Raw genomic sequence first — 12,592 nt, 5'->3', positions numbered from 1 at the left:
CGGCGCGAAGCGGATGAGTCCGTGTCCTCTCACCATAGGCCGGAGTGTCGTTGCGGACAATAGTTGTCATCGCTTCGTCACCAAGTTCGCCGGTCCCGTTCGGGTCGGTCATTGGTTTCGAAGCGAGCGTGTTACCTCGGCGCTGAGCAGGCTGAGGCTGAAGTCCCATCCATCGGCGTAGAAGTCATAGGCTTCGCCTCGCCGACGAGCAGGGAGATCCGGGAACGAATGGCGCAGACGGATGAGGGTCCGTGAGTCTCGTTCGCCGAGGTTGATGCTGACCTGGTCGCTGTCACCGAACCGACCGTTTGTCGTCCGCCGGATCGTCAATCGCCGAGGAGGGTCGAACTCGAGAATGTCACCGTCGATCGCATACGAGTGAGTTCCATCGTCGTACCGCTCCGAGTAGACGGCACCGGGATGGGGATCGAAGGTGATCTGGACAGTCGGCGGCGGACACCACCACCGGCTCAGCAGTCTCGCTTCCCGGATATGAGGCCACACCTCGGCGACCGGTGCATTGATCAGCACCGATCGCTCAATCGCCCAGCTACCGTCGATCATGGACTCAGCCTGCGATGTCGACTCGCGGCCCACAACCCCCACATGGCGGAAGTTTCATGTCAAAGGTTTGGCCATGATGAGGCAGGGGGTATCGGCACCCCACAGGTCGGTCTCCTCGAGCGGAATGAATCCCATCGTCTCGTAGAAGTTCCGAGTGCGCGCGTAATTCGGATCAGGGCTCGAGGCTCCGAGAGTCTTCACCATCAGCATGTCGACTCCGCGACGGCGCAGATCATCGACGATCGCGCGGATCATCTCCGAACCGACGCCCTGACCGTGCGCGCTGCAGTCGACGACCGTGAAGTGGATTTCGCTCGTCTGTGGGAAATGATGAACCACAAGAGTGACTCCGACGACGCGACCGTCATCGTCACGCACCGTCCACGTCTCCACGGTCCGAGCGTCGTCAATGTACTCGGCATTGGATTCGGGACGACCGAACCATTCGGGCACGGTGGCGAGCAGCCGTTCCACATCCTCGGGTACCGCCTCGTCGCGGTTGGCCACCCAGTCAGCCTCGGTCATGATCTCCACCATAGACTCCGTACCAGTCCGCCGATACCCCATTGCTAGACTCGCCACCATGAGCGAGACCGACACACCCGTACTGCGGTTGATCCCTTATCTTGCGGCGATCTCTGCGGCGATCTTCGCGGGGCTGGCGATGGCCGGAACCGGGGAGAGCAACCTGCTCGTCACTGTGGTCGCAGCAGGGGTCGGGTATTTCGGCGCCTACTACCTCGCGAAGCTCATCATCCACGTCATCGTCACCCGCATCGACGACGACCCCGACCGGAGCTGAACGACCCCTACCTCTTCGCCTGCGCGGGCACGACGACCTTGCGGATGATGATCATCACCGAGGCGGCCACCGGCACCGCGACCACGGCACCAAGCACCCCACCCAAGGTGCCGCCGGCGATCGCGGCGATGATCACCAGGGCACCGGGCACATCGACCGCGGCCTTCATGATGCGCGGGCTGAGCAGGTACGCCTCGACCTGCATGTACACGAGGTAGTAGATGCCGGCGGCGATGCCCAGGCCCGGGGAGACCATGAGGCACGAAGCGGTGATGATGACCGCGCCGGTGATCGGGCCGATGAGCGGGATGAGCGAGGCGAGAAAGGCGATGAACGCCAGCAGCGCCGGCAGGGGTGCACCGATGATGCTGAGGAAGATCGCCGAGCACACGCCGTTGACGATGCCCAAGGACAGCTGACCGAGGACGTAGCGTCCGATGGATCGGGTGACCTCCTCGGTGACGGATTCGACCGTCGGCCGCGACGAGGCCGCGACCAGGGAGAACATCGCGGATTTGATCGTCGGCATGGTCACGGCGAAGTAGATGGTGAGGATGACGACGATGATGACGCCGGTGAGGAAGCTCAGGATCCCCGCCCCGATGGACACGACTCCCCCGCCGAGCGAGAGCACGTTCTTCGGATCCGAGACCCATTCGCCGATGTTCGCGAAGATCTCATCGACGTCGATGGCGCCGGTGAACTGGCGTTCGAGCTCCATCACCCATCCGGTCGTCGCCAGGTTCGCCACGATCTCGGGCAGGTCGCCGATGAACGTCTGGATCTGGATGATCACCGCCGGCGCGATGAGCAGCCCGGCACCCGCGACGATGAGGATGAACGCGAGGACCACGAGGATCACCGCCACCGACCGCGGGATCCTCCGTGCGACCAGCCACCGCACGATCGGGTCGAGACCGAGAGCGAGGAACAGTGCCAACCCGATGTAGATGAGCACCGTCGCCACGGACTGCAGCGCCGTCATCAGTGCGATCGCCAGCCCCACACCCAGCGTGCCGGTGAACCCGACCCTGAATGCGCTGTTGAGTGTGAGGGACTTGCCCTGCCCAGTGCCCATGCACTCCAGTGTAATCAGCGATCATGCGCGGGTCGGCCGACTCACGTTAGGATCGGTGGGAGATCCCAATCATGAAGAAAGTGGTACGTCGAGAATGAACGCAGAACCGAACGACATCGATGTCTGGGAGGCGTTCCTCGACCCGCAGGGCGACTATTCCCTGCCCGACTTCTCCGCGGTGACCCCCGAATCCCTGCTGACCGCGGTGCGCACGGCCACCGATTACGCCCGCGCCGAGGTGGCCGGAATCGTCGCCGACGACGCTGAGTCGACGTTCTTCACCACCACCGTCAGGTTCGAATCGGCGTCCGTGCCGATGACCCGCATCGCCTCCGTGGCCGCAGCCATCGAGTCGAACCATCTGCGCCCGGAACTCACCGACGCCATCGCCGAGGTGTGGGAGGTCCTGTCCGCGACCCGCACCGAGATCCTCCTCGACGTCGACCTCTTCCACCGCATCGAGCAGGTCTCCGTCACCGACCTCAACCCCGAGGACAAGCGCCAGCAGGAGCTCACGATCGAACTCTTCGTCCGCGCGGGAGCCCGCCTCGGCGAGGAGGAGCGGGAGCAGATGGCCACGATCGCGGCCGAGCTGACGACGCTGGAGAACTCCTTCTCCCGCGCCCTGCAGCTCGATACCCGGGAACTGGCCGTCCACCTCGGCGATGCCGAGTCCCTGGCCGGAATGAACGACGATCAGATCGCCGCCGCGCAGAACCGGGCGAGCGAACGCGGCATCGACGGGTACCTGCTGTCGCTGAACAACTTCACCCAGCAGCTCGTGCTCGAGTCCCTCGACACCGCGCAGACCCGCCGACATGTGCTGAATAATTCGATGGCCCGCGGATCCCGCGGCGGCGACGGCGACACCCGCACCCAGGTCGCCGACACCACGGCGCTGCGGGCCCTGCAGGCGAACCTGCTCGGTTATCCCTCCTTCTCCTCCTACGCCATCGACAACCAGACCGCCGGCAACCCCGACGCCGCCGCCGACATCGTGTCCTCCCTGATCAACCCCGCCAAGGCTCAGCTCGACGAAGAACTCGGCCTGGTCCGGGACCGCTACGGGCTCGACGATGTCGCTGCCGAGGACGTCAAGCACTATCTCGCGAAGTACCGGGCCGACGAATTCGGGATCGACCCCGACGAGGTGGCCCAGTACTTCGAGTTCGACACCGTCCTGACCGAGGGCGTCTTCCGCGCAGCCACCGGACTCTACGGCATCACCTTCGCCCCCTATGACGGCGTCACCGCCTGGCATGAGGACGTGCGCGCATTTGAGGTCACCGACGTCACCGAACGCCCCCTGGGCCTCGTCCTCATCGACCCCTACGCCCGGGATACGAAACGCGGCGGGGCCTGGATGGACCAGCTCGTCCCGGCCTCACGACTGACCGGCCTGCACCCGGTCGTCACGCTCTCACTCAACCTCGCCAAGCCCGGATCCGGACGGCCGACTCTGCTCAACCCGACCGAACTGACGACCCTGTTCCACGAATTCGGACACGTGCTGCACGGCCTGTTCGCGAACTCGACGTACCCGTCGACCGCGGGCACAGCGGTTCCCCGCGACTACGTCGAATTCCCCTCCCAGCTCAACGAGATGTGGCGCTTCCACCCGCAGGTCCTCCCCCACTTCGCCAAACACGTCGACACGGGTGAGCCGATGCCGACCGAACTCGTCGACGCCCTCATCGCCAGCGAGAAGTTCGGGCAGGGCTTCGACACCATCGAATACCTCGCCGCGGCAATGCTCGACCTGTCCTGGCATTCGCTCGAGGCCGGGGAGCACATCACCGACGTGCTGTCCTTCGAATCCGAGGTCCTCGCCGCCGCCGGCTTCTCACCGCTCGTCCCGCCGCGCTACCGGTCGACCTACTTCGGGCACATCTTCGCCTCCGGCTATGCCGCCGGCTACTATTCCTACCTCTACTCCGAGGTCATCGCCGCCTGGGTGAGCGAATGGTTCGACGCCCAGGGCGGACTCAACCGGGAGGCCGGAGACGCCTTCCGCGAAGCCATCCTCGCCCCCGGCTACTCGCTCGACCCGATGTCGGCGATCGAACGCTTCTTCGGCACCAGCCCCGATGTCGCACCCCTGCTGCGTCGCCGCGGACTCGCCGAACCGGTGACCGAGGATCCCGGCATCGACGATGAGCCCACCGCCGACGACGAAAAGTCCGCAGTCGAGGCGGACCCGACGGCCGCCTCGGCGAGCGATGAGGCACCCGCTCAGCACCCCAACCATGCGAAGGTCGAAGAGCAGCTGCGGGAGCACGGAATCGACCCGGAGGTCCGCGTGTTCGCCGAGGCCACCCCGACCGCGGCCGCAGCGGCGGAGAAGATCGGAGTCGACGTCGGCGCCATCGCCAACAGCCTCATCTTCTCCTCCGGCGGCGACCCCGTGCTCATCATGACCTCGGGAGCCCACCGCGTCGACACCGACTATGTCGCCGACCAGCTGGGCATCGACGGCCTCGACCGGGCCGACAAAGACCTCGTCCGCGAGGCCACCGGCCAGGTCATCGGCGGAGTCGCCCCGTGCGGGCACCCGGTGCCGATCCCCACCTACGTCGATGTCGCGCTGAAGAGCCACCCGGTCATGTGGGCCGCGGCCGGCACCCCGAACTCGATGATGCCGCTGAGCTACGAGCAGCTGCTGACGATCACAAACGGCAAGGAGATCACCGTTGCCCGCGACGACACCTGACAGCGATCCCGGACGACCGGAAAGCGAGTCTGGACAGCCGGATCGCACCAGCGATTCGGCGCCCTCGAACACCGCAACCCGACTGGCTGCCTTCGCGTCCTCGCGAGGCCGTTACTATGCGGTCTTCCTCGCCGTGTTCTGCGCGGTGCTCATCATCTCGAACATCTCGGCCACGAAGGTCATCGGCTTCGGACCCGTCGTCACCGACGGCGGTGCGTTCCTCTTCCCCATCGCCTACATCCTCGGCGACGTGATCAGCGAGGTGTACGGCTTCAAGGCCGCCCGCAAGGCCGTGATCACCGGGTTCGGCCTGCAGATACTCGCGACCTTCGTCTTCTGGCTCGTGCTCATCTCCCCTCCGGGACCCGGGTATGAGAACCAGGACGCCTTCGCCGCGGTCCTCGGCTTCTATCCGCGCATCGTCGCGGCCTCACTGGCCGGGTACTTCGTCGGCCAGCTGCTCAACTCGTGGGTGCTCGTGGCCGTGAAGAAGCGGATGGGCGAATCGAAGCTGTGGGTCCGGCTGCTCACCTCGACCGGCGTCGGCGAATTCGTCGACACCCTGCTCTTCTGCATCATCGCCTTCGCCGGGGTCATTCCGGGACTCGACTTCCTCAACTACATCGTCGTCGGCTTCGTCTACAAGGTCGCCGTCGAGGTCATCCTCATGCCCGTGACCTACCGGGTGATCACGATCGTCAAACGCCACGAACCGAGCTACGCTCGCTGAGCCCGCCACTCAGGTCACGCGAATGTCGAAAAAGTCGTCGCCGGCGGCGGGTCTTTCGAGTTTCGCGTGACCTGAAGCGCTGGCTGCGGCGGCACACCGCAGCTGGGCTAGCGCTGTTTGGCGTAGTAGCGGCCGAGCACCTCGACCTCGAGTTCGGAGAAGCGACCGTCGATCATGGCCTGCCGGATCTCGGCGACCATTGAAACGACGAAGTGTTCGTTGTGGATCGTGCACAGGGTCGAGAAGAGCATCTCCTTGGCCTTGTACAGGTGCCGCAGGTAGGCCCGTGAGTAGTTCTGGCACGTGTAGCAGTCGCAGTCCGGGTCGAGTGGGCCGAAGTCGCGGCGGTACTTCGCTCCCGTGAGGTTGTACCGGCCGTCGCGGGTGTAGATCGCGGCGTTGCGGGCCACGCGGGAGGGTGAGACGCAGTCGAAGGTGTCGGCACCGGTCTTGATCGCCTCGAAGAGGTCGTCGGGTTCGGAGATGCCGAGGAGGTGCCGCGGCTTGTCCTCGGGCAGCTCTTCGCACACCCAGCGGATGATGATGCCGAGGTTCTCCTTCTCCAGCGCGCCGCCGATGCCGTACCCGTCGAAGTCCATGGCGCCGAGGTCACGGGCGGCCGTGCGCCTCAGGTCCTCGTACTGCGCACCCTGGAGGACACCGAAGAGCGCCTGATAGGGCCGGTGGGAGCGGGCCTCGGTGAGGCGGAAGTGCTCTTCGATGCAGCGGATCGCCCACAGTCGAGTCCGCTCAACCGATTCCTCCTGGTAGCCGCGGGTGTTGACCAGCGTGGTGAGCTCGTCGAAGGCGAACATGATGTCGGCGCCGAGTTCGTGCTGGACGCGCATCGAGATCTCCGGGGTGAACCGGTGCATCGATCCGTCGAGGTGGGACTTGAACGTCACCCCGTCGTCGTCGACGTTCGACAGCCGTTCCTTGCCGACGGCGACGAGTTCGTCGTTCTGCTCGCCCGTCGACTCCATCGAGATGACCTTCTTGAACCCGGAGCCGAGGCTCATCACCTGGAAGCCGCCCGAGTCGGTGAACGTGGGGCCGGGCCAGTTCATGAAGGCACCGAGTCCGCCGGCCTCGTCGATGAGGTCCGATCCGGGCTGCAGGTAGAGGTGGTAGGCGTTGGCGAGCACGGCCTGTCCGCCGAGTGCGGCGACCTCGTCGGGGCGGACGGCCTTGACCGTGGCTTTCGTGCCGACAGGAATGAACGCAGGGGTCTGGATGTCCCCGTGCGGGGTGTGGATGACGCCGGTGCGTCCGCCCGTGTCCAGGCGGGTGCCGACCTCGAAGCCGAACTGTGTTCGGTCGTTGATGGCGTCGCCCGTCGGCGCAGGGGTCGACGTCTCAGATGATGCGGGGGATTCGGTTGAGCTCACCGGTCAAGCTTAACTGGGACTATGACGTTCACGCAGATGCTCGCCTCCGCCGAGGCGGCCCATCCCCTCGTCCTCGACGGCGGGCTGGGCACAGCGCTCGAGACCCGCGGCGTCGACCTCGACCACGGGCTGTGGTCGGCCGACCTCATCCGCGAAGACGCAGAGACGCTGGCCGAAGTCCACGCGGAGTTCATCACCGCCGGTGCCCGGATCCTGACGACCGCGAGCTATCAGGCGACCCCGCTCGGGTTCGCACGAGCCGGCCTGTCCCCCGCCGAGGGACGCGAGGTCATCACCCGCAGCGTGGAGATCGCCCGCTCCGCCGCGGCGACTGCCCCGTCGTCCGGCACCGGTCCTGGCGCCGGCGATGGTCGCGTCCTCGTCGCGGGCTCCGTCGGCCCGTACGGTGCCGCCCTGGGCGGAGGCGAGGAGTACACCGGTGACTATCGATTGACGTCCGAGGAGTACACCGCCTTCCAGCGACCCCGCATCGCCGCCCTCGCCGAGGCGGGAGCGGATCTGCTCGCCGTCGAGACCCAGCCGCGTCTCGACGAGATCCACGCGGTCCTCCTCCTCGCCGAGGAGGTCGGTCTGCCTGCGTGGATAAGTGTGACCCTACGCGAGGGCACTGACACGACGGTCACTCTGCCCGACTGCAGCTCCCTGGCCGAACTCGCCGAGGTGGCGTCCACCTCGGCGACGGTGCAGGCGGTCGGGGTCAACTGTGTCCGGCCCTCCCTCGTCACCCCGGCCCTCGAGGAGCTGTCCAGGCACACCGACCTGCCGCTCATCGCCTACCCGAACTCGGGTGAGACCTACGACGCGGACACCATGGAATGGCGGGACACCGGTGCGGAAGCCGGGGTCGGGTCGTGGCCGGTGGAGACGTGGACCCGCCTCGGTGCGCGGATCATCGGCGGCTGCTGCCGGGTGCGCCCCGACGATATCGCGGTGCTGTCGGAGCGGACTCGTCGCTGACGTGTGGCTCAGACCTCGGCGCCGATGAGGTCCGGATAGTACTTCTCGGCGACGTTCGGGTGCGAGCGCAGCCGGGAGGCGAACGCGTTCTCACCGTAGACGGCGTGGAGGGCGTCGCGTTCGTCCTGAGTGACCCCGCGGGCTTCGGCGGCGAGCTCGGCGGGCAGTAAGACCTCGGGCAGGCGGGCGTCGAGGGCAGGATTGTAGAAGAACGGGATCGAGATGCGGTCCTCGCCGGGGCCCGTCGGCAGGACGCGGTGGACGGTGGCCTTGAGGTAGCCGTTCGTGGCGACCTCGAGGAGTTTGCCGATGTTGACGACGAAGGCGTTCTCGATCGGGGCGGCGTCGATCCAGCCGTCATCGGTGCGCACCTGCAGGCCGGTCGTCCCCGGCTGCGGGTAGAGCAGGGTGAGGGTGCCGCCGTCGCGGTGCTCGCCCACACCCTGAGTGACGGATTCGGATTCGGCTTCGGGATAGCGGACGATCTTGATGAACGAGGCGGGGTCCTCGGCGAACGCGGACGCGAAGTGGTCGCCGGACTGCCCGAGGCTGAGTGCCCATTCGCTCAGCAGCCGGTCGCCGACCTCGCTCAGTCGTGCGTGCCAGGATTCTGTGGCCTCCCGCAGTTCGGGCAGACCTTCCGGGTACTGGTTGGGGCCGGTGAGGTGGTCGAAGTCGTGGACGGGTTCGGCCACGGGTGCGCGTTCGGGGCCGATGTCGATCTGCTCCCGCCAATCCACTCGGCCCTGCGTGCGTTCGCCGCCGGTGCGGGTGTAGCCGCGGAAGTGCGGGGAGTTCGTGTTCTCGATCGCGAGTTTGTCGGCCTCGGGCAGGGCGAAGAAGCGCTGGGCGACGTCGATGATGCGGGAGAACTCGCTGTCGGGGATGCCGTGTCCGACGAGGTAGAAGAAGCCGATCTCGTGCGTGACGCGACGCAGTTCGGCACGGAAGTCTTCGGCAGTCGCAGGATCGTCGGCCCGGCCGAGGTCGAGGATGGGCAGCTGGGTGAGAGTCATGTCCTCACGGTAGGCCGCATCGGACGATCACCGTGTGAGCGATGTCACGGAATGCCACACTCCGTCATCGTCCTGTCACGAACGCAACCCGCCAGACACTGTCCTGCACAGTGCACTCTCCCGGCACACCTGCTTGAATGACCGGGTGACCCATTTCTATCGCCCGTCCGAGGGCCACCGCCTGCCGCATGACCCCTTCAACGCCATCGTCGCGCCGCGGCCCATCGGCTGGATCGGCACAGTCGATTCCGAGGGCCGCCGCAATCTCGCCCCCTACTCGTTCTTCAATGCGCTGAACTACTCTCCACCGCTCGTGGGCTTCTCCAGCAACTCCTGGAAGGACACCGTCGCCAACTGCCGGGAGACCGGAGAGTTCACCTGGAACCTCGTCACTCGCACCCTCGCCGAGGCGATGAACGCCTCCTCGACCACCGCGGAAGTCGACGAGTTCTCCGCCGCAGAGTTAGAGGCGGCCGAGTCCGTGGAGATCTCTGCGCCCCGCGTGGCAGCATCACCGGCGACCTTCGAATGCCGAGTCACCCAGATCATCGACCTCCGCACCTCGGAGGGTGAGAACTCCGGCTCGTGGTTCACCGTGGGCGAAGTGGTCGGTGTCCATCTCGACGAATCCCTCCTCGTCGACGGGATCGTCGACACAGTCGCCGCCGAGCCGGTGCTGCGCGGCGGAGGACCGACCGCATACTTCGGGATCAGCTCGGATCAGCGCTTCGACATGCGCCGACCGGGCTGATTTCGGTCGCCCGAGATCTCAGCCGAGCATCTTGCCGGGGTTGAGGATCCCCAAGGGATCGACCGCTGATTTGATCGACGCCTGCAGCGCCTGAGCCCCGGCATCGAGCTCACGGCCCAGCCAGTCCTTCTTCAGATACCCGACCCCGTGCTCACCGGTGATCGTCCCGCCCAGGTCGAGACCCAACTGCATGATCTCCGCGAACGTCACCTTCGCCTCGGCGACACTCGCCTCATCCGAAGCGTCGAAGAGCACACTCGGATGCATGTTCCCATCCCCGGCATGACCGGCAGTGGCCACTTCCACGGTGTGCGCGGCGGCGATGTCGGCCAATCGAGCGAAGAACTCGCCGAGGCGGGAGCGCGGAACGCACACATCATCGATGAGCTCTCCCCCACCGAGACCGGCGACGTACTGCTCCATCGCCGGTGACACCGCCCGTCGGGCGGCAACGAACATCTCCGAATCCGCCGGATCGTCGGAGAAGAACACCTCGGCCGCGCCCTGAGCTTCGGCGATCGCCTGGAACGACTCGAGTTCGGCAACACCGGCCTGACCGGGCCCGTCCGATTGCACCAGCAACAGCGCCCCGACCTCGTCGGGCAGACCGAAGTCCCCATACGCGTTGATCATTCCCACCGTCGCCCCATCCATGAGCTCCAACAACGAGGGCGCCGCCCCCGAGGACATGAACTCCGTGACCGTGCGCCCGGCCGATTCCATGTCCGAAAACACCGCGACACCGGTCACCGGGGCCGCCAGCAGCGACTTCAGCCCCAACGTGACCTCCACGATGACACCCAGAGTTCCCTCGGACCCGACGAACAGACCTGCCAGATCGAGTCCGGCCACACCCTTGGCCGTCTGCCGGCCGAGCTTCGTCACTGTCCCGTCGGGAAGGACGACGGTCATGCCCCGCACATAGTCCTTCGTCACCCCGTACTTCACACAGCACATGCCCCCGGCATTCGTTGCGACGTTGCCGCCGATCGTCGAGATCGCCACTGACCCCGGATCCGGCGGATACGACAGGCCGTGCCCGGCCAGTGCCGTCTTGAGGTCCTGGTTGATGACTCCGGGCTGGACCCGGCACGTCTGATTCACCTCATCGATGTCGATGATCGCGTTGAGCTTGGCGACATTGAGCAGGATCGCCCCGTCCACGGCGTTCGCCGCCCCTGACAGCCCGGTCCGTGCACCTTGGGTGACCACAGGGATCCGATGCTTCGTGGCAAACCGCATCACCGCGGCCACATCATCGACACTGCCGGCCCGAACCAGAGCCGCGGCCTGCCCGGCGGGGCAGAACAGGGCCTTGTCCGACGAGAACGCGTCGATGACGTCGCGGTCGGTGACCAGCGCCTCTGCGCTGAGCTCGGCAGCGAGCTCGCCGAGCAGAGAGTCCGTCACAGCCGCATCCGTCTCAGGCGCGTCCACACTCATGGTCGGGCAGCAGCCGCGACCTTGAGCACGCGGTCGAGAGCCTCGTCAGGTCCGATGCTCACACGCACACCGCCCTGCAGCCGGCGCACCGCCACGGCCTGCTGGGTGCAGGCACCCTCGAAGGCGACAGCCGCTTCGGGGTCAAGCGCGATCCAGACATAGTTGCCCTGCGCATCGGGCACGTCGAATCCGAGCTCCCGCAGATCATGAGCGAACCGGTCGCGCACGGCGGCGACCTCCTTGGCCCGCACGGCCACCTCGTCGATCCGGGCCAGGGACTCCCGAGCCGCGGCCTGCGCGGGCGCGGTCACGGAGAAGGGGGCGATGACCTGACGCAGGGCCGTGGCGATCTCGACATCGGCGACGCCGTAACCCACCCGCAGACCTGCTAGCCCGTAGGCCTTGGAGAAGGTGCGGGCGAGCACGAGGTTCGCATGCTTCTTCCGCGCGGCCAGACCGTCGGCGGCCTCGGAGGCGAATTCGAGGTAGGCCTCGTCGAGGACGACGATGACGTTGCCGGGCACCTCGGCGAGGAACCCCTCGAGCTCGGCATCGGCGATCGTCGGACCGGTCGGATTGTTCGGCGAGCACAGCAGCACCAGCCGGGTCGTGTCATCGATCGCGGCGGCCAGCCCGGCGAAATCGTGACGGCCGTCGGGCAGGAGATCGACGGGTCGCTTCTCCGCCCCGCGGGCGGAAGCGAGGATCGGATACATCTCGAACGACGGCCACGGATAGACCACGGAGGTGCCGGATTCGAGAGTGATGTTCGTCAGTGCGGACAGGATCTCCGAGGCACCCGCACCGGGGACCACCTCGGCGGCATCGACATCGAGACGATCGGCGATGTCGGCCACGAGGGCGGCAGCGGTCGGATCGGGATAGTTCGCGGGAACCGCCGCGGCGGCGGTGAGCGCGTCGAGGACACCCGGCAGCGGCGGCAGGTGATTCTCGTTCGAGGACAGCTTGTACGGGGTCAGGCCGGGGGAACTGACGGGAGGCTTGCCGGGAACGTAGGGAGGGAACTCGGCCAGTGCGTCACGGAGGAGGAAACGATTGGACATGTGCCCATGTTTGCACACCTTGTGGCAGGCGACACAGAGTGTCCGCGGAAAGTGACCGAACGGTCGGA

General features: G+C 66.4%; 12 protein-coding genes. 5 read left to right on the top strand and 7 right to left on the bottom strand.

The features are described 5' to 3' along the window. Positions 1-108 precede the first annotated feature (108 nt). Together J9314_RS04825 and J9314_RS04820 are read right to left on the bottom strand one after the other, a co-directional pair. Positions 109-564 carry an SRPBCC family protein gene (locus J9314_RS04825; RefSeq protein WP_210604791.1) on the bottom strand — a complete coding sequence of 152 codons (456 nt, stop codon included), beginning with the start codon at positions 562-564 and terminating at the stop codon, positions 109-111. A 54-nt stretch (positions 565-618) separates the two neighbouring features. Then, a complete protein-coding gene (locus J9314_RS04820) occupies positions 619-1,089 on the bottom strand; it encodes a GNAT family N-acetyltransferase (RefSeq protein WP_210604790.1) in 471 nt (156 codons plus the stop codon). Between the two features lie 58 nt (positions 1,090-1,147). Here J9314_RS04820 and J9314_RS04815 point away from each other — a divergent pair, with 58 nt between their 5' ends. Next, a complete protein-coding gene (locus tag J9314_RS04815; RefSeq protein ID WP_210604789.1) occupies positions 1,148-1,366 on the top strand; it encodes a hypothetical protein in 219 nt (72 codons plus the stop codon). 7 nt (positions 1,367-1,373) lie between these two features. Here J9314_RS04815 and J9314_RS04810 read toward each other — a convergent pair whose 3' ends face one another. Then, on the bottom strand, positions 1,374-2,444 hold the full coding sequence (locus tag J9314_RS04810; protein WP_210604788.1) for an AI-2E family transporter: 1,071 nt from the start codon (positions 2,442-2,444) through the stop codon (positions 1,374-1,376). 94 nt (positions 2,445-2,538) lie between these two features. Here J9314_RS04810 and J9314_RS04805 point away from each other — a divergent pair, with 94 nt between their 5' ends. Together J9314_RS04805 and J9314_RS04800 are read left to right on the top strand one after the other, a co-directional pair. Continuing rightward, positions 2,539-5,154 (top strand): M3 family metallopeptidase, encoded by a 2,616-nt coding sequence (locus J9314_RS04805; RefSeq protein ID WP_210604787.1) that lies wholly within the window; start codon positions 2,539-2,541, stop codon positions 5,152-5,154. Further along, positions 5,135-5,884, top strand: coding sequence for a queuosine precursor transporter (locus J9314_RS04800; RefSeq protein WP_425514174.1), 750 nt, complete (start codon positions 5,135-5,137; stop codon positions 5,882-5,884). Before J9314_RS04805 ends, J9314_RS04800 begins: the two co-directional genes overlap by 20 nt. Before the next feature lie 107 nt (positions 5,885-5,991). Here J9314_RS04800 and tgt read toward each other — a convergent pair whose 3' ends face one another. Continuing rightward, positions 5,992-7,272 (bottom strand): tRNA guanosine(34) transglycosylase Tgt, encoded by a 1,281-nt coding sequence (tgt, locus tag J9314_RS04795; RefSeq protein WP_210604786.1) that lies wholly within the window; start codon positions 7,270-7,272, stop codon positions 5,992-5,994. Between the two features lie 21 nt (positions 7,273-7,293). On the opposite strand from tgt, the gene mmuM reads away from it, so the two are divergent. After that, the gene (gene mmuM, locus J9314_RS04790) at positions 7,294-8,250 is read left to right on the top strand and encodes a homocysteine S-methyltransferase (RefSeq protein ID WP_210604785.1); all 957 of its coding nucleotides are present in this window, start codon (positions 7,294-7,296) and stop codon (positions 8,248-8,250) included. 8 nt (positions 8,251-8,258) lie between these two features. On the opposite strand, the gene J9314_RS04785 is transcribed toward mmuM, so the two are convergent. After that, complete coding sequence (locus J9314_RS04785) at positions 8,259-9,266, bottom strand: isopenicillin N synthase family dioxygenase (RefSeq protein ID WP_210604784.1); 1,008 nt, start codon at positions 9,264-9,266, stop codon at positions 8,259-8,261. 145 nt (positions 9,267-9,411) lie between these two features. On the opposite strand from J9314_RS04785, the gene J9314_RS04780 reads away from it, so the two are divergent. Continuing rightward, complete coding sequence (locus J9314_RS04780; protein ID WP_246490615.1) at positions 9,412-10,017, top strand: flavin reductase family protein; 606 nt, start codon at positions 9,412-9,414, stop codon at positions 10,015-10,017. Positions 10,018-10,035: 18 nt separating this feature from the next. On the opposite strand, the gene J9314_RS04775 is transcribed toward J9314_RS04780, so the two are convergent. Beyond that, positions 10,036-11,460 (bottom strand): FAD-binding oxidoreductase, encoded by a 1,425-nt coding sequence (locus tag J9314_RS04775; protein WP_210604783.1) that lies wholly within the window; start codon positions 11,458-11,460, stop codon positions 10,036-10,038. Beyond that, the gene (locus tag J9314_RS04770; RefSeq protein WP_210604782.1) at positions 11,457-12,524 is read right to left on the bottom strand and encodes an aminotransferase class I/II-fold pyridoxal phosphate-dependent enzyme; all 1,068 of its coding nucleotides are present in this window, start codon (positions 12,522-12,524) and stop codon (positions 11,457-11,459) included. The genes J9314_RS04775 and J9314_RS04770 overlap by 4 nt, the downstream gene beginning before the upstream one ends. Positions 12,525-12,592: the final 68 nt, after the last annotated feature.

The sequence above is a fragment of the Brevibacterium oceani genome, assembly GCF_017948325.1.
In the GTDB taxonomy this organism is placed as follows: domain Bacteria; phylum Actinomycetota; class Actinomycetes; order Actinomycetales; family Brevibacteriaceae; genus Brevibacterium; species Brevibacterium oceani.
This window is presented reverse-complemented; position numbering and strand designations above follow the sequence as displayed.